The organism is Hyphomonadaceae bacterium ML37 (genome assembly GCA_027627685.1).
Classification (GTDB): Bacteria; Pseudomonadota; Alphaproteobacteria; order Caulobacterales; family Maricaulaceae; genus Oceanicaulis.
In genome coordinates this window covers 1,059,526-1,079,352 of the sequence record CP091241.1, presented here as the reverse complement: position 1 = coordinate 1,079,352, position 19,827 = coordinate 1,059,526, and the positions used below count along the sequence as shown (strand labels likewise).

Below are 19,827 nucleotides of genomic sequence, written 5' to 3'. Positions count from 1 at the left end.
GAAGCGCTACCCCTATTATCTTTGCTACCAGAAGGGCTGCGAGGCCAAAGGCAAGTCGATCCGCAGGGAAGTTGTCGAAGGTGACTTCGAAGCCCTCCTGAAGGCTCTCGTGCCCAGCGAAGAGCTATTCGATCTCGCATCGTCGATGTTCCGCGACCTATGGGATCAACGCGAAGAGGCCATGAAAAAACACGGCCAGTCCATGAAAGCGGAACTGTCCCAGGTAGAGCGGAAGATTGAACAGCTGATGGACCGCTTGGTCGAGGCGGATAGCGAATCCGTCATCCGCGCATACGAAAAGCGCATTGGCAGTCTTGAACGTGAGCGCCTGGTCATGCGTGAAAAGATCGAAAAATGCGGCAAACCGATCGATACCTACGAGGAATCGTTCGAACACTCGATGAACTTCCTATCAAGCCCTTGGAAAATATGGGAAAATGGGAGTATTGAGCACCGTCAAACAGTGCTAAAATTGGCATTTGCAGACCAATTATCCTACGACCGTGAACACGGTTTTCGAACACCCAAAATATCGTTACCTTTCAAGGCGTTAGGCGATATTTGCGGCGGAAAATTAGAGATGGCGCGCCCGAAAGGATTCGAACCTCTGACCCCCAGATTCGTAGTCTGGTGCTCTATCCAGCTGAGCTACGGGCGCGTGCCGGATCGGGGTGGCCCCGATCACGAGAGGGCGGAAACTAGCGGCGGGCGCCGCGCTTGGCAAGCGTGCGCGGCGGCGTGTTGCAGCGCCGGTGCAGAGCCGCCCGGGGCCTGCCTGTTCAGCCCTGCCCCGGCCCTTGCCCCGGCCCCTGCGCTGCGTGAACGCCGCGCGCGATGGCGCGCGCCAGGCAGTCAGCCGCAATGGACCCCAGCCGGGTGAGCGAGACCGGCGCCGGGTCCGGCAGGGGGCGCGCCGCCGTCGACAGGGCGAACACCACATCGCCGTCAAACGGCGCATGGGCCGGGCGGATCGCGCGCGCCAGCCCGTCCTGCGCCATCACGGCCAGGCGCCGGGCCTGGTCCTTGGTCAGGGCCGCATCGGTGGCCACCACACACAGCGTGGTGTTGGCCAGCAATCTCGGGTCCATCTTGGCCGCGCCCCAGTCTTCAGCGTTGATCGCACGGGCGCTGTCGGGGCGCGCGCCGCCAAACTCGCCATCGATTTCGAACGGCCAGGCCCAATAGGCCTCGCTGCCGGGCATCTGCACCGAGCCGAAACTGTTCACACACGCCAGCGCCGCCACGGTGATTGCGTCATCCGTCACATAGCTGGCGCTGCCCGTGCCGCCGGCCAGAGCGCCTGCACGCGCGCCGTAGCCCGCCCCGGCCCGGCCCTGACGTACGGGCGCGCCGGCGGCGGCGTCTTCAAGCGCCTTCAGGCCCAGCGCGCGATAGGGCGGCGCCTGGCCCCAGTCCTTGTCGCCGCCATTGGCCAGATCATAGAGGATCGCGCCCGGCACGATGGGGCTTTTGGGCACGCCGGGCAGGTTCATCAGGCCATAGCCGCGTCCTTGCGCGCCGAGACCGGCGCACACGCCGTCGGCAGCGGCGAGGCCATAGACCGAGCCGCCGGAGAGCGCGATGGCGTCCACCTGCTCGACCAGCGCGCCAGGCCCAAGAAGATCGGTCTCGCGTGTGCCCGGCCCGCCGCCGCGCACATCGACCGAGGCGGTTGCGGGCGCATCGCACAGGACAACCGTTACACCGGTGCGCACGCTTTCGTCTTCGGCCTGGCCGACGCGCAGCCCGGCCACGTCCGTGAGGTCATTGCGCGGGCCCGGCCCGGCCATCTAGCCGCCAATCGCGGGCGTCACGCCTTCGGGCATGACATAGCCGATGGGCGCGCCCGGCCCCACGGGCAGTCCGACCCAGACCCAGAAAATGGTCAGCGCCAGCCCGCCGATCAGGAAGGCGAAGGAATAGGGCAGCATGTTCGACAGGAGCCCGCCCATCCCGAACTCGGGATTCCAGCGCCGGCAGAAGGCCAGCACCATGGGGAAATACACCATCAGCGGCGTGATGATATTGGTCACGCTGTCGCCCACGCGATAGGCCGCCGTGGTCATTTCCGGGCTGATCCCCAGGATCATCAGCATCGGCACCAGGAAGGGCGCCATGAAGGCCCATTTGGCGCTGGCCGATCCCACCACCAGATTGAGCGTGGCGGCCAGCAGCACCATCACCGCCAGCAGAAGCGGCGCGGGCAGGCCGGCCGACTGCACGGCCTCGGCGCCATGAATGGCCGTGATCGCGCCCAGCCCCGTCCAGTTGAGCATCACCACGAAGTGTGCGGCGGTAAACGCCAGCACGATATAGCCGGCCATGTCCTTCATCGCCTCGGTGGACATGCGCACCACGTCGCGATGGCTTTTGATCGTGCCGGTGGGAATGCCGAAGCATACCCCGCAAATGAGGAAGAGCAGGAAGAAATACGCGATCAGGCTGTCCAGCATCGGGTTCAGGCGCTGGTCCCAGGGCGCGCCGGGTATCTGCAGATACTGGCCCGGCCCGAAGGTGAGCAGGAGCCACAGCCCCGTCACGCCGAGGAAGCCGATCAGCGCCAGCCACAGCCCCTTGCGCTCCTGCGCCGTCAGCTGGCTGTCGCCCTTCTGGCTCGACAGGGGCGTATCGCCGGTGGGGACATATGTCCCAAGGCGCGGCTCGATGATCCTGTCGGTGACAAACCAGCCGATGGGGAAAAACACGATCGCCATGCCCAGGATGAAATACCAGTTGCCCGCGACATTCACTGTCCAGGTCGGATCAATGATGTGCACCGCCGGCTCGGTCACGCCCAGGATCAGCGCATCGATGGGTCCGGGCATGAAATTGGCCGAGAACCCGCCCGACACGCCCGCAAACGCCGCCGCGATCCCGGCGATGGGGTGGCGGCCCACGGACGCATAGATCACGCCCGACAGCGGGATCAGCACTACATAGGCCGCATCCGACGAGTGCGTCGCCACCAGCGCCAGCAGCATGACGATGGGCGTCATGGCGGCTTTGGGGGCGTTGCGAAGCCCGGCGCGCAGCGCGGCGGAGAACAGGCCGGAGCGCTCGGCCACCCCCGCGCCCAGCATGATCACCAGAGTCAGCCCAAGCGGGGTGAAGCTGGTCAGCGTGTCGGGCATGGAGGTCAGCAGGCGCTGGACATTGTCGCGCGAGAACAGCGACTGGGCCATCAGCGTTTCGCCGGTGATCGGATTGACCGCGGTGAACTGCGCGAAGGCCGCCACCGCGGACATCACCATCAGGATGCCGATCAGCCAGACGAAAATGAAGACCGGATCGGGCAGCCGGTCGCCGAAGCGCTCGACCGCATCCAGAAACCCGCCGCGGCGTGCGCCTGTCTCGTCTGTCCTGGCCATGACGGCGCCCTCCTAGCCGGCTGCCGGCAGGGTATAGGCGACATCCGCGCCCGGCCCCAGCGGCAGCCCCAGATATACCCACCCGACCGTCATCGCGATGCCCACGATCAGAAGCCAGATCGAATACGGGATCATCGCCGAGGTCAGCGACCCGATGCCGAACTCCGGCACCCAGCGGCGCGCGAACACCAGCACCAGCGGGAAATACACCATCAGCGGCGTGATGATATTGGTGGCGCTGTCGCCCACGCGGTAGGCCGCGGTGGCCATTTCCGGACTGACATTGAGCAGCATCAGCATCGGCACCAGCACCGGCGCCATCAGCGCCCACTTGGCGCTGGCCGAGCCGACGAACAGGTTGAGGATGGCGGCAAACACCACGATCAGGCCCAGCACGATAGGCAGCGGCAGGCCGGACGCCTGAATGGCGTTGGCGCCGTTCACCGCCGAGATCAGGCCCAGCTGGGACTGGTTGAACATCTCCACGAAATAGGCCGCGAAGAAGGCCAGCACGAGATAATAGCCCATGTCCTTCATGGCGCCGGCCATCATGTCGACGATGTCGCGATGGTCCTTGATCGTGCCCGCCGCGCGGCCATAGGCGATGCCGGCGAAGATGAACAGGATCATGAAGCCCGCCACCAGGGACGAGAAGAAGGGCACCAGATTCTGCGCCACGCTGAGCTCGGGATCGCCCGCATAGAGCGGCGCATTGCCGCCATAAAGCGAGACCCCGCCCAAGGTGATGAGGCTGACCAGATCCACCGTCAGGAACAGCCAGACAAAGCACACCGCCAGCACGGCGAGCCCGGCGTGGGCGAGGCCCTTTTTCTGCGCCGGCGTGGTTTCGCCTTCAGGGTCTTCATCGCCGGTCCTGGGCGCGCCGCCCGCCACCGTGCCGCCGGTCCACTGGCCCAGGCGCGGCTCCACGATGCGGTCGGTGACAAACCAGATCACCGGCAGGAAAAGGAAGGTCATCGCCGCGATGAAATACCAGTTGCCCGCGATATTCATCGTCCAGCCCGGATCGAGGGCCACCACCGTGGCTTCGGTGATGCCGAACAGCAGCGCATCCAGCTGGCCGGGCAGAAGGTTGGCCGAGAACCCGCCCGACACGCCCGCAAAGGCGGCCGTAATGCCCGCGATGGGGTGACGTCCGGCGGCTGCGTAGATCACAGCGGCCAGCGGGATTAGCACCACATAGGCCGCGTCGGCGGCCAGATTGCCCATCATCGCCGCCAGCGCCACCGCCGGGGTAAGCAGCAGCCGCGGCACGTCGCGCACCGCGGCGCGCATCGCCGTGCCGAACAGGCCCGCCCGCTCGGCCACGCCTGCACCCAGCATCACCACCAGCACATAGCCCAGCGGGTGGAAGCTGGTGAAGATGCGCGGCATGTCCACCAGAAGATGGCGCAGGGAGTCCGGGTGCAGCGCGCTGATGGCGTTGACCGCCTGGGGGGCGCCGTCGGCGTCGCGCAAGGTAGGATGGGCCACCGACCAGCCCAGGAAATAGGCGATGGTGGAGATCACCACCATGAACAGGATCAGATAGAAGAAGATGAAAGCCGGGTCGGGGAGCCGGTTCCCGGCCCGCTCGATCAGGCCGAGAATGCCGGTCTGGCGCTCGGCGCCGCCGCTGCTGCGCACTTCGTCGCTCATGGAACTCCCCCTCCGGTCCGCGCATGATTGCCAAAGGATTAGCGCGCCGCAGCCCGTCTGGAAACCCGCCCGGCGCCGTGGGGAGGTGAGGGAGGAATCGCTCCCCTACTCCGCCACGCTCACCGCCGGCGCGTCCGCAAACGGCCTGATCCCGAACTCCGGATAGATATCCGCCGGGAAATAGATCACGCCGTCAGCGGCCACCATGGCGATGGTCTTGATGGCTTTCAGGTCCGCCGTGGGATCGCCCGGCACCAGGAAAAAGTCCGCCAGATAGCCCGGTGCGATACGGCCGACCTCGTCGCCCGCGCCCAGATATTCGGCCATGCCGTGACCGGCCCAGGCGAGAATCTCCGCCGGGCTCATGCCGATCTGCTGATACAGCTCCAGCTCGCGGTGGAAGGTGAAGGAGCCGCCCGTGTCGGTGCCGGGGACCAGGAAAATCCCGCGCGCGTGCATGCGCCGCAGGGTCTCGATGATCTGGTCGAACGCGCCGCGATAGGCCGCGTCATCCGCATCAGAGGCAATCTCCACCCAGGCGCTGCGCGCCGAGCGCTGCACCGAGACCGGCATGTGATCGATATAATCCACCGCGCCGGGGTTCACTTCGCCATTGCGCGACAGCAGAAGCGATTCATGGATCACCAGGGTGGGATCGATCGCCACGCCCCGCGCCACCATCGCGTCCAGCGTCGCCGTCACGGCCTCGCTGTCGAGATCCAGATCGGGCAGGCGCTTGAGCGCGGTCAGCCTTAGAAGCGTGCGCGTATCCTCGCCCTCATCCAGCACCCAGCCCAGCATGAGCTGGTTGATATGGGTGATCTCGTCATAGCCCGCCGCGATCATGGCGTCGGCATTGGTGAAGGCGGGCACATGGCCCGACACCCGCATCTCGCGCTCGCGCGCGGCGGCGATCACCTCGGGGATCCAGTCCGGGCTCATGGAGTTGTAGATCTTGATCTGGTGGAACCCGCCCCGGTCGGCATAGGCGTGGACGGCGGCCACCGCGTCCTCCACCGAATCCACCAGCACGCCGGAATTGGAGTTGAACGGGCTGCGCCCCTCGATGAAGGCGCTGCGGAACACGCGCGGCCCGGCCACCCGGCCCGCCTCGATATCGGCCACCAGCCGGTCCAGGCTGTCATTGTCATTGCCCATGTCGCGCACGCTGGTCACGCCTGCGGCAATGTTCAGAAACGCCGCCGTCTCGCTCAAATGCGCATGCATCTCAAACAGGCCCGGGACCAGCGTCCCGCCCGCGCCGTCAATCACCGTCTCGCCGGTCTGGCGCGCGTCCGGCGCCTCCACCGCCACGATCCGCTCGCCCTCCACGCGTACCGACACCAGATCCGTCAGGCCCAGCGCATCAGGATCGAACACGCGCACATGGGCGATGCGCACCGGCGTCTCGTATCGCCGCGCGACCCTCTCCTGGATGGCGCCATAGCGCTCGGACTCGTAACGCCCCGCCCGCTCGCGCAGGCGTGCATCCTCGCCCTCAAACCCTTGCGCCAGCACCGCAAAGCGCGGCGACACCGTGCCGAAGAAATCCTCGCCGTCCATCAGCACCCAGGACGGGTTCAGGCTGGTGCCTGACAGCGCCCAGACGCTCACCGCACGCACCCCGCCATCGGCATGGGTCACCTCCAGCGTCTCCACCGGGTCCAGGCGCAGCGACCCGCCGGGCAGGGCCGGCAGGGTGCGCTCCGGCGCCGCCATCAAAGCCCGCGCCGCCAGGCCCAGCGCATACGGGCTGGCGTTCTGCGGCACATAGAGCGCCGGGCCGTCCGGCGACGCCTCTCCCTCGCCGGTGGAATCACGCCAGCGCGCGCCGGCCTCATCGCGATGGAACATTTCGTCCACCTGATTGCCGAACGTGGTCGCGCCCTCCACCGTCCAGTGGACAGGATAACCGGCGGCGTCGAGGCGGATATCTTCCTGATAGGTCGGCCCGCGCCCGTTATTGCGGAATTCATAGCCGATAGCGTAGCCGACCTCTTCGCGCCAGACCTCCAGCGCGCCGATGGCCGTTCCGCTGGTGAGCACAGTAAAGACCGCGTCGGCAGGCTCGCTCTGCCCCCAGCGATCGGCTTCGGGCGCGCCCGGCTCATCCGCCGTGCCGGCGTCCTCGCCACACGCTGTCAGAACCAGAGGCGCCGCCAGCACCGCCGCCCACAACCGCATCATGACCCGCATCTCAACACCCTCCGCCGAATATCTGTTTCGGTCAGAGGGTTAGCATGCGCGGCGCGGGCCTGTCTGCGCGTTATAGAATAACGCGGGGCTGGGGTGGATGAGATCAACCCACCGTGTTTTCCCGGGCGGCGCAGCCGGCCCCGGACCCATCCACTGATCATCTCCAACGCCGAGGCGGCTCAAAGGAGCGGGGATGGGTCCCGGACAGCCCCGGCTCAAGGCCGGGGCTGTCCGGGAAAACAGCGGTGAGGGTTTGGGCCAGAAGCCCCCTACTTCCCCGTCCCCGCACCTGCCGGCGTCTCGCCGCGGAACTCTTCCACCGGCTCGCCGAAACAGACGCCGAACCGGGCCGTCCAGCTGGACGGAAACTCGGGATTGTCGAAGGTCAGCTCCACCCGGCCCCAGTCATAGGTGGTCGTGCCCATGGGATCGGTCAGCGCCGCGCTGCACGCCGGCGAGCCGCTCTCGGCGGTCCAGAAGCCCGAATAATGGCCGCGCCCGCCCATCACATCATTCTGCAGGTCCGGCAGGAACAGGCGCATCTCCGACGGCGCCACCCCGTCGCCATAGAGATTGAACACCGCCATATCGCGCAGCGTGGTCTCCCACTGCATGTCCCCGAACGGGGTGGACCACACCTCGTCCGCCATCACAGGCGCAGCGCCCGCAGCCAGGACGATCAGAGCGGCGGTCAGTTGAGTGGGCAAACAACGCATGGACAGACTCCCCGAAGCGGCGCGGACTGCGCCGTGCCGCCGACAAGGTCACATAAGTCATTGAGACGCAATGGAAATGTGGGGAGGCGGGGCGTGCGCGCACACGGCTTTCCTCCCCCGCGCGCGGGGGAGGTGGATGGCGCGCAGCGCCAGACGGAGGGGGGATCAGGCGGTCAATCATCGGGGGCGGCGCAGGCGGAGCGGTGTGTCCCCCCCCCTCCGTCCGCTTCGCGGACACCTCCCTTGCAAGCGGGGGAAGAAAATGGCGCCGGAATAACCGGCGTCAAGCCGCTCCCGGCCCAATCCTCCCCCTAAACCCCACGGCAGCCCGTTCGGCCCGTCGAACGATCCCCCGGATCGTTCTTGGGGGCCTCACTCGCAAGCGCTCCGGCGGGTCAAGGCCGCCCCGGACTTGATCCGAGGCACCGCTCTGCGGCAGGCTGAAGGCTTGGCCTTGACGCGCCGGAGACGCCTTGCGGGAGACTCGCCAATCGGGTTTGGCGGGCGTGTGGATCAAGCAACCCGAACGCCCTTCCCGGCTGGGCCAGGCGAAAGCGATGCCGGTAAACCCCCAGGCGTCAAAGCCTCCTCTCCCCCACTTGTGGGGGAGAGGGTAGGGTGAGGGGGGCGGACCTCTCCGTCTCACCTTGCGCCGCCGCGTTGGGCCGGACCGGCGCCGCCCCCTCACCTTTATCCTCTCCCCCATAAAGGGGGGAGAGGAAGCTCCTCCCACCCGTTGACAAATGTTCACAGCTCACAGAATCTGACGTTACGATCCCGCCCCGCCCCAGGACGCAGCCCCGCCATGAACGCTTATGAATTCGCCCTCATCGTCTCCGGCGTCGACCCGCACGCGGATGATTTCTAGGATCGCTTTTTTGAGGCGGGCTGGGATGACGCGACGCTAACGGTGCATCGCGGCGCCGTCATTGCCGCCTTAACCCGCGAGGCGGACAGCTTTGCAAACGCCGTCACCTCCGCCTGCCGCGACGTAGAGAAGACAGGCGCCCGCATCGAGCGGCTGGAGCCGGATGTCTGGGTCAGCCAGTCGGAGATCGCGGCCCGAGCCAACCTCACCCGCTCAGCCATCTCCAACTATGTCAGCGGCGAGCGCGGCGCCGGCTTCCCCGCCCTAAAAAGCGCGAATCACCACCGCCAGCCCCCTGTGGGACTGGGCAGAAGTCTCCCGCTGGCGCCTGCACCAGGGCATGGACAGCGAGGCCGTGGTGCAGGAAGCCGAATGGGTGAAGAGTTTTCATGCGGGGGTGGGGGGTTGAATTTGAGTAAAACGGATGGATTTTTATGAATGTTATTAAAGATTTTTTGAACTACGATTTAAAAACGAATTCCTTATTCATCTTTCTTTTGGCGGGCCAAACGCCAATGGCCGTGTAGTCTTGGGGCGCGGCCTCCAAAGGCGGCTATTCGTTGACAGAGAGCGGACCTTTTCCCCAAATAGCCTCTCCGACCACTCCCAGTCAGAATACGCTTGTGGTGCAACTTGGTGGGTGAGCAATCGGCCGACCAAAGTTGCGATCCAGTCCGCTGCTTGTATCGTCTGGTATAAGTGGCTCTCCACTTCAAACGGCGGTTCAATTAAAGAACGTGTTGGATTTTCCGGACTAAACATTGTCTTTGCAGCAGTTTCAATAAGGCGAATACGGTCCGAGTGCTGGTCGAGAATCATCATAAATTGACTGTTGTTTCCTTCCACAAAATCGTTCAGGCTCCTAATGGAGTGCCCTAGCACAGTGGCATACAAGCCGCTCGGGCGACTTTGCTCTGGTGATAAATACTTTTCCCGACCGTACCAAAAAATTCGCCCTCTTCTTTTATAAAGCTCGTTTAGAAAGCGGGACAGCCCCTCCCTGATGTGGGCATATTTACGTATATTCTTTGTCGTGATTAGCGCACTTCCTTTTTTCTCCCACGTCGCAGGATGCTTTCGGACGTGAGCCAAATCAGCTGCCAGCATCGTACTCTTAAGTTTAAGAACGAATGTTGCAAAATTACGGGCTTCAATGTGGGGAATTACATAACCCGCCAAACCAAAAACGGGGCTTTGATTGTAGCGCGGATCGCTCCTAGCTATGTAAGGTCCGCAATGTCCGAACTCGTCCAAGAAAGCTAGATGCATGCTTGGATTGAACCCCCAAATACGCGGAAGCCCGCGCGATATTGTGCACGGGCTCCGGAATCGGACACGGTTCATACGCTCCGTGGCCACTCACAAAAATAAGGGCACCACGTAAAAATTCAACTAAAATCGACATTACTTTTCATGCAACAATTTTGGGGCCGTTTTCACACGCGCCCCAACAACCCCCGCATCATGACCCTCGTCGTCCGCCTCCCTTTATTCAATTCCCAGCAGCGCATTCGTCGACCCGAAATCCACCATGCGCTCACGATATCACGCAATGCTGCCCCCGGCCTTGAACCGCCTGGCGACCACAACCCCCCTTATCCACCCCCGCCCCACGCCGGTGTAACCTTCGGGCCGCTCTTTCTCATGCCGGAATATCCGCCGCGTCCCGATTGCAGGGGCGCCAGGCGGCCTCGCACGCGAACGGCCGGAAAAGCGGGAGGGTGATAATCATGATAAGAATTCAGGCTCAGCGCCGACTCTCACACTCTCACGCTCTCACACGCCCCCGCCAGCCCGCCCCCCTCATTCCGCCGCTTTCGGCGCTTCGCCCGCATCATAGCGCTCGCCGTCGGCCTTCATCTCGTCAATGCCGAGCAGGGCGTTGAGCTGGCCGAAATCGAGCATGCGGTCGCGGTACCGGGCTGTGGCGCCGTCGGTTTTGAGGGTTTTGAGGAAGTCGCGGGCCATGAAAGCCAGGGCGCGCACCAGGGCGCCGGGCGTGATCACGAGGCGGTATCCGGCGCCCGACAGGTCATCGAGGGTGCGCATCGGGGTGCGCCCGCCCTCCACCATATTGGCCAGCAGGGGCGCACGGCCGGCGAAGCGGGCGGCGGCGGCGTTCATCTGGGCCATGTCCTGGGGCGCTTCGATGAAGAGGATGTCGGCGCCCGCATCCAGATACGCCTCGGCGCGGTCCAGCGCGGCATTGAAGCCCTCCACCGCGATGGCGTCGGTGCGCGCAATGATCAGGGTGGTCTCGCTGGCGCGCGCATCCACCGCGGCGCGCACCTTGCCGGCCATCTCGGAGAGGCTCACCAGGCTCTTGCCGGCCAGATGCCCGCAGCGCTTGGGCAATTGCTGGTCTTCCAGCTGAATAGCGCTGGCGCCCGCCCGCTCAAAGGTTTTCACCGTCCGCATCACGTTGAGCGCATTGCCAAAGCCGGTATCGGCGTCGACGATCAGGGGGATGTCCGTGCGCTCATGAATGCGCGCGATCGTGTCGGCGACCTCCTTGGCGCTGACCAGGCCCAGATCGGGGCGCCCCAGCTGGGTGTAGGCGATGGAGGCGCCCGACAGATACGCCGCCTCGAACCCGGCTTCGGCCACCAGCAGCGCGCTCAGCGCATCATATACGCCCGGCGCCAGGACGGCGGGTCCGTTGTTGAGGCGGGATTTGAGGTCGGTCATTGGGTGGCTCCCTGGGGCCGGGGCGGCATCGGGTGGCGGGCGGCGGGGTCAGCAAAGCGGGCCGTCAGGCTCGCCATCAGTCCGCCCTGCTCGATCATGGACATGAGGTGGGGCGGCAGCGCGGGAACCGGCCAGGTCTCGCCCGTGGCCAGGTTGGACAGGCGCCCGGCGGCCAGATCGAGGCGCAGCGTGTCGCCGGGATGGATGCGGCCGGCCGGATTGAACACAATCGCGGGCAGGCCGATATTGATGCAATTGCGGTAGAATATGCGCGCAAAGATCTTCGCAATCACCGCCGAAACGCCCAGCGTTTTCAGCGAGATCGCCGCCTGCTCCCGGCTCGATCCGATGCCGAGGTCCGCGCCGGCCACCAGCATGTCGCCGGGCTTGATGTGCGCTGCAAAATGGGGGTCGATGGCTTCAAGCGTGTGCTTGGCGAGCTCTGCCGGGCTTTTCTTCATGGCGTGGCCGGGCGCCAGCAGATCGGTGTCGATCCCGTCGCCATAGACCCAGGCCCGGCCCTCGCGCACGCTCATGCCGCCGCCCTCCGGTCCTTGAGGAAGGGGCGCGGATCGGCGATGCGGCCCTCGATCGCGCTGGCCGCCACGGTATAGGGTGAGCCCAGATACACCGACGCATCCTTGTGGCCCATCCGGCCCTTGAAATTCCGGTTGGTCGAGGAGATGCACACCTCCCCCGCCGCCAGCAGGCCGGCGCCCAGTCCCGCACACGCGCCGCAGCCCGAGGCGAGCACCACAGCCCCCGCCTCCACCAGCGCCTCCAGCGTGCCGTCTCTGGCCGCCGCCGCCGTGACTTTGGAGGAGGCCGGCGCCACCAGCAGGCGCACGCCGGGGGCGATCTTCCGGCCCTTCAGGACAGAGGCGGCCATATGCAGATCGCTCAGCTTCGCGCCCACGCAGGCGCCGATATACGCCTGATCAATCCGCGTGCCGGCATGGACGCCCACGTCCGCGCTATTGGCCGGCGAATGCGGCGCGGCCACCTGAGGGCTCAGTGCGGAGGTGTCCAGATCGAACACCTGCGCGTACGCCGCGTCCGGGTCGGAGCGCCAGCGCTGCATCGCCTCGTCATCCACCGCGCCGCCATGGGCGCGGATATGAGCCAGCGTCGTCTCGTCCGGCGCGATCAGCCCGGTCTCGCCGCCCAGCTCAGCGGCCATATTGGCCAGCACGGTGCGCGCTTCCATGTCCATCGCGTCCACGCACGCGCCGGCGTATTCGATGACCTTGAAATGATTGCCCATGCCCAGATCGCGGCACAGGGCCAGCATGATGTCCTTGGCCGTGACGCCTGCGCTCAAGGCCCCGGCGATCTCCACGCGGATCGTTTCAGGCACCACGGTCCAGGTCTCGCCGGTCGCCACGATGGCGGTCATGTCTGTGGCGCCGAACCCGGCCGCATAGGCGCCGAACGCGCCGGCATTCGTGGTGTGGCTGTCGCCGCCCGCGATCACCATGCCCGGTTTCACATGCCCGTTTTCGGGCAGGATGACATGGCAGATGCCCTTCATGTCATAGAAATTCTTCACGCCGTAATCGCTCGCGAACTGCCGGGTCACCTGCAGGATGGCGGCGGATTCGGCGTCCACGGCCGGCACGTAATGGTCAGACACAATCACCACCCGGCTCGGGTCCCACAGACCTGTCCCCAGCGCCTCCAGCCGCGCCTGCCAGCGCCTGGGCCCGGACGAATCATGGGCCATCGCCAGATCCACCGCGATCGTCACGATCTCGCCCGGCGACACCGTGTCGCGCCCGGCTGCGCGCGCCATGATCTTCTCTACAAGGGTTGCCGCCATAGCTCCGCCTCAGTACCACACTGCCAGACTACACGCGCAAACGGTTTCCGATCAAAGGATATATCTTTATAACATTTCGAACCCGAGCCTGCACGCTGCGCCAGCCCGCGCGCGGCAGGCCACGATGAGGAGACGACCCATGGCCGCGCTGGACGCTGCAGATAACACCCCGCTGAGCTTTTCGTGGGAAGACCCGCTCCACCTGGAGCATCAGCTCAGCGAAGAAGAGCGCATGATCGCGCACAGCGCGCGCGCCTATTGCCGCGAAAAGCTGATGCCGCGCGTGATAAGCGCCTATCGCGAGGAGCGCTTCGACCGCGAGATCATGACCGAAATGGGCGCGCTGGGCCTGCTGGGCGCCACGGTGGCCGAAGAATATGGCGGCTCGGGCCTGTCCCATGTCGCCTACGGCCTGATCGCGCGCGAGGTCGAGGCGGTGGATTCAGGCTATCGCTCGGCGATGAGCGTGCAGTCCTCTCTGGTCATGTACCCGATTGAAGCCTTCGGCACCGAAGCCCAGAAACGCAAATACCTGCCCAGGCTCGCCACCGGCGAATGGGTTGGCTGTTTCGGCCTGACCGAGCCGGATGGCGGATCGGATCCGGGCGCCATGCGCACCACGGCCAAAAAGGTCGATGGCGGCTACCTGCTCAACGGCTCGAAAATGTGGATCACCAATTCGCCGATCAGCGATCTGGCGGTGGTGTGGGCAAAGCTCGACGGCGTCATTCGCGGCTTCGTGGTGGAGCGCGGCGTGAAGGGTTTCGAGACCCCGAAGATTGAGGGCAAGATGTCGCTGCGCGCCTCGGTCACCGGGTCGATCTCGTTGAGCGACGCTCTGGTGCCCGAAGACGCCCTCCTGCCGAATGTGAAGGGTCTGCGCGGCCCGTTCTCCTGCCTCAACAAGGCGCGCTACGGCATCGCCTGGGGCGCGATGGGATCGGCGGAGTTCTGCTGGCGCGCGGCGCGCGACTACGCCATGGAGCGTGTCGTGTTCGGCAAGCCCATCGCCGGCACCCAGCTGGTGCAGAAGAAGCTGGCCGACATGCAGACCGAGATTGCACTGGGCTATCAGGGCGCGCTGCGCCTGGGCCGGTTGCTGGACGAAGGCGCCTATGTGCCCGAGGCCATCTCCATGATGAAGCGTAACAACTGCGGCAAGGCGCTGGCCATCGCCCGCGAGGCGCGCGACATCCATGGCGGCAACGGCATCGCCGAGGAATACCATATCCTGCGTCACGCGGTGAATCTGGAGACGGTCAACACCTATGAGGGCACGCACGATGTGCACGCCCTCATCCTCGGCCGCGCTCAGACCGGATTGCAGGCGTTTTACTGATATCGCAGCGCGGGGGACGGGGATCTGCACCCCCTCGCTGAACGTCTTTGCGCAGTGCAGCATGGCGCGCTATGTCACACAGCCCCGCTGTGAGACCTAACCGGATCGTCGCCATGCCTGCATCTGCCGCCCGTCCCTGGATCGTGATGAAGTTCGGCGGCACCTCCGTGGCCACTCCGGAACGGTGGCGCGTGATCGCTGATATCGCCCGTGCGCGGCTTGAGGCCGGCGAGCGGGTCATGATCGTCCACTCGGCGCTGGCCGGCGTGTCCAACCTGCTCGAAGCCCTGCCTGCCGCCGCGCTGGCGGGCGCCGGCGAGGCGGCGGCTGAAGCGGTCAAGGCGCGCCATCGCGAGTTCGCCGCCGCCGCGGGCCTCGACGCGGATACGCTGCTGGCGGAGATTTTCGATCTCATCGACCGGCGCACCGCCGGGATCGGCTATTCGGGCGAGGCCAGCGCCCGCCTGCGCGCCGAGCTGATGGCCCAGGGCGAGCTGATGGCCAGCGTGCTGGGACTGGAATGCCTGAAAGCCGCCGGGCTGGATCCGGTGCTGCTGGATGCCCGCGACGCCCTCACCGCCCTCAACAATGCCGACGAGCCGCGCGCCTGGCTCGACAATGGCGCGGGCGAGGACGCCGACCCGGCGCTGCAAGAGACACTTTCTGGCGCCGATCTGGTCCTCACTCAAGGCTTCATCGCGCGCCATGCCAGCGGCGCCACCGTGCTGCTGGGCCGGGGCGGGTCGGATACGTCAGCGGCGTATTTTGCTGCACGGTTGCAGGCGGCGCGCCTCGAAATCTGGACCGATGTGCCCGGCCTGTTCAGCGCCGATCCACGCCTGACCGAAGGCGCCCGGCATCTGCGCGCCCTGTCCTATGAAGAGGCGCAGGAAATCGCCACCATGGGCGGCAAGGTGCTGCATCCGCGCTGCATTGGCCCCGCGCGCCGGGCGAATATTCCCATGGAGGTGCGCTCCACCCTGCGGCCCGAGCTTCCCGGCACGCGCATCACCGGCGCCCCCGGCGATGACGCGCCGCGCCTGAAGGCCGTGTCGGTCAAGACCGGCGTGCGCCTGGTGGTCATGGAGGGCGCCGGCATGTGGCGCCAAGCCGGCTTCCTCGCCGACGTGTTCGCCGGGTTCAAGGCGTGCGGCGTGTCGGTGGATCTGGTCTCCACCTCTGAAACCAATGTCACGGTCAGCCTCGATCCCGATCCGGGTCTCGATCAGGCGCGCCTTGACCGACTGCGCGAGACGCTGGCGCCCCTGTGCCGGGTGAAGATCATCGAGGACGCTGCTGCGGTCAGCCTTCTGGGCTATGGCATCCGGCGCATTCTGCACCAGCTCGCCCCGGCGCTGGAAATGTTCCAGGACAAGCCGATCCGGCTGGTCAGCCAGGCCGCCAATGATCTCAATTTCACCGTGGTGGTCGACGAGACCGAGGGCGCCGCTTTGGCCAAGCGCCTGCACGAGGAGCTGATCAGCACGGCGCCCGAAGGCGCGGTGTTCGGCCCCAGCTGGGCGCAGCTCGCACGGCCCGGTCCGGCCCAGCCCGCGCGCCCGGCCCCCTGGTGGACCCGCAAGCGCGACGCGCTGCTCGATGTCGCGCCGCCAACCGGCGGGCTCTACGTCTATGATCTCGAAACCGTCAGCGCCCGCGCCCGCGCCGTGGCGGGGATCAGGACGCTGTCGCGCGCCTTCTACGCCATGAAGGCCAATGCACACCCGGACGTGCTGCGCGCGATCCGGGCGGCCGGACTGGGATTTGAGTGTGTTTCGCCGGGAGAGATCGCGCGGGTGCGCGAGACCTTCGCCGACATCCGCCCGGACGAGATCCTGTTCACCCCCAATTTCGCCCATCGCAGCGAGTATGAGGCGGCGGTGGCCTTCGGCGCCCATCTGACCATTGACGGGCTGCACCCGCTCACCCACTGGCCAGACGTGTTCCGCGGCGCGGATATTATCCTGCGAGTCAATCCCGACCGGCCGCGCGGCCACCACCAGCACGTCAAGACCGCCGGCCCCAAGGCCAAGTTCGGCATTCCGCTGGACGCCCTCAACGACGCGCGCGCCGCCGCCGACGCCGCCGGGGCGCGGGTGATCGGCCTGCACGCCCATGCGGGCTCCGGCGTCACCGACCCTGACCACTGGCGCGAAATCGGCGCGATCCTGGCCAAGGCAGCGCAGGCTTTTCCAGATGCCCGCATCCTAAATTGCGGTGGGGGCCTGGGCGTGCCCGAAAGCCCGGACGCGCCCGCGCTTGATCTTCTGCGCGTGGACGAGGAGCTGGCGCTTCTGAAGAAAGCCCATCCGCGCTTTGAGCTGTGGATGGAGCCCGGCCGCTATCCCGTGGCCGAAGCCGGCGTGCTGCTGGCGCGCGTCACCCAGGTCAAGCACGCCTTCGGGACGCGGTTTATCGGGCTGGGCACGGGCATGAATTCGTTGATCCGCCCCGCCCTCTACGGCGCCCGCCACGAGATCGTGAACCTTACAAGGCTCGGCGAACCCGGCGCCGGCATGGCGTCGGTCGTCGGCCCGATCTGCGAAAGCGCTGACCTTCTGGGCGCCGACCGCCTGCTGCCCGAGACCCATGAAGGCGACGTCATGCTGATCGCCGAAACCGGCGCCTACGGTGCCGTCATGGCCTCGCGCTACAATCTGCGCGACCCGGCGGGCGAGGCGGTGATCTGATCCCTCAGCCGAAGCGCGCCAGCGCGAAGGTGGACAGATCGATGGCTGGAGTTTCGTCCAGCGCCCAGCGGGCCAGCGCCTCGCCGATGGCGGGAGCGAACTTGAAGCCGTGGCCGGACAGGCCCGCCACCACCGCCATGTCCGGGTCCAGCTCACCGAAGGAAAGGATGAAATCCTCGTCCGGGCTCATGGTGTAGAAGCATACCGCCTGGCGCGTCATGGGCCCGAGACCGGGCAAGGCGCTGCGGGCAAACCGCGTCACATCGGCGGCGTCTTCCGGCCCGGGGGCGCGGTCAAGCTGGTCAGGATGCGCGCAGGGCTGATCGCCATGGTGCCGCCCGATCTTCACCCCGTCCGCCCCGATGGCCGGCGCGCCGTAGTACCAGCCGCCTTGCGCCTCGATCACGAAGGCGGGCAGGTGTTCCGGTCCGTGCAGGCCGTCCGGATCGGCGAACCAGCTCATCACCCGGCGCTGGAGGGTGAGGCGCGCGCGCAGCGGCGCGGCGAGATCACCGGTCCAGCCACCGGCGGTGACAATCACCCGGCGGGCCTTCACAGCGCCGCCATCCAGCGCGAGCGTGAAACCATCCGGAGTGCGCGCGATGTGGCGCACCGGCGTGCGCATCGCCACGCGCGCTCCCGCCGACCGCGCCCGGGACAGCCAGGCCGCTATCGCCGCTTCGGGGCGGGCGAACCCCGCCTCGGGCTCGAACACGCGCTCATAACCCGCCGGGCAGGTGATGCGGTCCGCGCCGGGAAGGTCGTCGCCCCTGCGCACGGGCAGGCCGGCCGCCTGCGCCGCCCGGACCACGTCGCGGGTCAGGCGTGCGCCTGCGGGGGCGGCGTAATGCACCCCGCATTCGGTGTAGATCGCTTCGCCCGTCCTGGCGTTAAGCGCCCGCCACAGCTCAGCCGAGCGCCGGGCGAGGGGCAGATAGCGCTCGCCTTCGGCATAGGCCTGGCGAACCAGGCGGCTCTCGCCATGGGAGCTGCCCAGATCGTGGGGGCTGTCATAACGCTCAAAGCCCGCCACGTCCGCCCCGGCCTGGGCCAGCGCGCTCAGGGCCGCCGCGCCCATGGCGCCCAGCCCAATCACGGCGATGTCGCAGCGCCCGCTCACCCCGCCCGCCGCTCATCGCACAGCGTGCGCCGGACCAGCACGCCATCCTTGAACCAGTGCCATGTGCGCGCGCGGGTGCGCCCGTCCGGGGCCATCACGATGATCTCGACGAAATGGGCGCCCGGCTCATCCTTGCGGTCGAGATGCAGCAGGACATGCGGCCCGCTCTCCCAGGCAGCGCCGGTGAAAGTCGGCGTGTCGAATACGATGCGGTCGCCTTCGACACGCCCGTCAAACCGGTCTTCACGCACTCGCCCGTCAGGCCAGGTAAATGTGATGTGCTGGACGTAGAAGGGATCGCCGGAGGCCGGAAACTCGCAGACAACGCGCGCGGCGTGCCGGTCGATCTCGCGGCCGTCCGCATCGAGATGGGTGTAGGTCCCGGTCCAGACGCCCTTATGGGCGCGCATGGCGGGGAAGAGGCGGGGCGGCTGCCTCATCGAGCCGCGTCTTCCAGATAATCGAATTCCATGGGTGTCACGCAGTCCCCGTAAATGTCCACGAGCCGCGCATTATTGGTCTCGAGATAGGTGCGGTGCGCCGCCATCTGGGTGTCATCCACAGGACGGTGCAGGCCCGTCGCTTCGATGCGGCCAATATTCTGGGCCGCGAGCACCTCAATCAGCAGGCTGGCGGAATCAGCGCGCGTCAGCACGTCGTAATAGCGCAGCCGGTCGCTAAGGCTCAGATCGAGCGGATAGGCCAGCGCCTGCAGGCTGGCCTCCATATCGCCCACCCTGGTCTGCACCGCCTCGGCCTGCACCCCGAAGGAGAAAGTATAGCTGACCAGCGTGCGCACGGTCTTGTCCATCCGGTCGAACGTGCCGCTGTCCAGCTCCGCGTCCCACATGCGCGACGTCCAGATGCGGTAGGGCGAGCGCAGCACGATCGGGAAGGTCGAGTCCAGTTCATTGGGTCCGTACGTTCCCGGCGAGCCGGGCCAGGGCTGGTCCGTCTGCATGAGGAGCCCGCCCAGTTCGCGGTAGCGCGCCTTGCGGCACGGCGCGATAGCCAGCCGCTCCTTGGAGGCGAAATACACGATCGACAGCTGGTCTCGCACATCCCCGAGCGCGCGCTCATAGTCCGCGCGGCCCTGCCTTTCGCTCAGCCATTGCTGGCCCATGAGCGCGGCGCCGACACCAATAACGACGATGACAAAGTCCAGCGCGACCGCGAACCAGTTCTGATCTCTCAAATGGTCTGTGATGCGCCTCAACCGCATGCGCAATCCCCCCAGGCCGGATGCCTCAATAACTGTGGGTTCTGCGCGGCGGCCTGCCAAGGGCAAATGTCGAGACGGGGCGGCCTGCCTGTCTGCGGCGCGCCGCACATCAGGAATCGTGCCTCACAGGAAAAAGGGCTTG

At 66.3% G+C, this 19,827-nt stretch carries 15 protein-coding genes and 1 tRNA gene; 2 read left to right on the top strand and 14 right to left on the bottom strand.

Annotated features, from left to right (window positions below):
- Positions 1-157: 157 nt before the first annotated feature.
- The 11 genes from L2D01_05315 to L2D01_05265 all read right to left on the bottom strand — a co-directional run bounded on the left by L2D01_05315 (position 158) and on the right by L2D01_05265 (position 13,314).
- Complete coding sequence (locus L2D01_05315) at positions 158-397, bottom strand: hypothetical protein (protein ID WBQ11201.1); 240 nt, start codon at positions 395-397, stop codon at positions 158-160.
- 184 nt (positions 398-581) lie between these two features.
- A tRNA-Arg gene (locus L2D01_05310) sits at positions 582-658 on the bottom strand.
- Positions 659-779: 121 nt separating this feature from the next.
- Complete coding sequence (locus L2D01_05305) at positions 780-1,790, bottom strand: P1 family peptidase (GenBank protein WBQ11200.1); 1,011 nt, start codon at positions 1,788-1,790, stop codon at positions 780-782.
- A complete protein-coding gene (locus L2D01_05300) occupies positions 1,791-3,368 on the bottom strand; it encodes an AbgT family transporter (protein ID WBQ11199.1) in 1,578 nt (525 codons plus the stop codon).
- 12 nt (positions 3,369-3,380) lie between these two features.
- Positions 3,381-5,027, bottom strand: a complete 1,647-nt coding sequence (locus L2D01_05295) for an AbgT family transporter (GenBank protein WBQ11198.1) — start codon at positions 5,025-5,027, stop codon at positions 3,381-3,383.
- A 105-nt stretch (positions 5,028-5,132) separates the two neighbouring features.
- Entirely contained in the window at positions 5,133-7,223 is a 2,091-nt protein-coding gene (locus L2D01_05290; protein ID WBQ11197.1) for an amidohydrolase family protein, read from the bottom strand.
- Between the two features lie 269 nt (positions 7,224-7,492).
- Complete coding sequence (locus tag L2D01_05285) at positions 7,493-7,939, bottom strand: hypothetical protein (GenBank protein ID WBQ11196.1); 447 nt, start codon at positions 7,937-7,939, stop codon at positions 7,493-7,495.
- A 1,354-nt stretch (positions 7,940-9,293) separates the two neighbouring features.
- Positions 9,294-10,061 (bottom strand): DUF3800 domain-containing protein, encoded by a 768-nt coding sequence (locus L2D01_05280; GenBank protein ID WBQ11195.1) that lies wholly within the window; start codon positions 10,059-10,061, stop codon positions 9,294-9,296.
- Positions 10,062-10,610: 549 nt separating this feature from the next.
- Positions 10,611-11,495: an oxaloacetate decarboxylase gene (locus L2D01_05275; protein WBQ11194.1), complete on the bottom strand. Its 885-nt coding sequence runs from the start codon at positions 11,493-11,495 to the stop codon at positions 10,611-10,613.
- Complete coding sequence (gene leuD / locus L2D01_05270) at positions 11,492-12,031, bottom strand: 3-isopropylmalate dehydratase small subunit (protein WBQ11193.1); 540 nt, start codon at positions 12,029-12,031, stop codon at positions 11,492-11,494. Before leuD ends, L2D01_05275 begins: the two co-directional genes overlap by 4 nt.
- Positions 12,028-13,314, bottom strand: a complete 1,287-nt coding sequence (locus tag L2D01_05265; GenBank protein WBQ11192.1) for a 3-isopropylmalate dehydratase large subunit — start codon at positions 13,312-13,314, stop codon at positions 12,028-12,030. Before L2D01_05265 ends, leuD begins: the two co-directional genes overlap by 4 nt.
- A 139-nt stretch (positions 13,315-13,453) precedes the next feature.
- On the opposite strand from L2D01_05265, the gene L2D01_05260 reads away from it, so the two are divergent.
- Entirely contained in the window at positions 13,454-14,653 is a 1,200-nt protein-coding gene (locus L2D01_05260; GenBank protein ID WBQ11191.1) for an acyl-CoA dehydrogenase, read from the top strand.
- A gap of 113 nt (positions 14,654-14,766) precedes the next feature.
- Positions 14,767-17,343: a bifunctional aspartate kinase/diaminopimelate decarboxylase gene (locus L2D01_05255; protein WBQ11190.1), complete on the top strand. Its 2,577-nt coding sequence runs from the start codon at positions 14,767-14,769 to the stop codon at positions 17,341-17,343.
- 4 nt (positions 17,344-17,347) lie between these two features.
- Here L2D01_05255 and solA read toward each other — a convergent pair whose 3' ends face one another.
- The 3 genes from solA to L2D01_05240 are packed head-to-tail and all read right to left on the bottom strand — an operon-like array spanning position 17,348 to position 19,685.
- The gene (solA, locus tag L2D01_05250) at positions 17,348-18,463 is read right to left on the bottom strand and encodes an N-methyl-L-tryptophan oxidase (GenBank protein ID WBQ11189.1); all 1,116 of its coding nucleotides are present in this window, start codon (positions 18,461-18,463) and stop codon (positions 17,348-17,350) included.
- Entirely contained in the window at positions 18,460-18,903 is a 444-nt protein-coding gene (locus L2D01_05245; protein ID WBQ11188.1) for a hypothetical protein, read from the bottom strand. Before L2D01_05245 ends, solA begins: the two co-directional genes overlap by 4 nt.
- Positions 18,900-19,685, bottom strand: coding sequence for a hypothetical protein (locus L2D01_05240; GenBank protein ID WBQ11187.1), 786 nt, complete (start codon positions 19,683-19,685; stop codon positions 18,900-18,902). The genes L2D01_05245 and L2D01_05240 overlap by 4 nt, the downstream gene beginning before the upstream one ends.
- Positions 19,686-19,827: the final 142 nt, after the last annotated feature.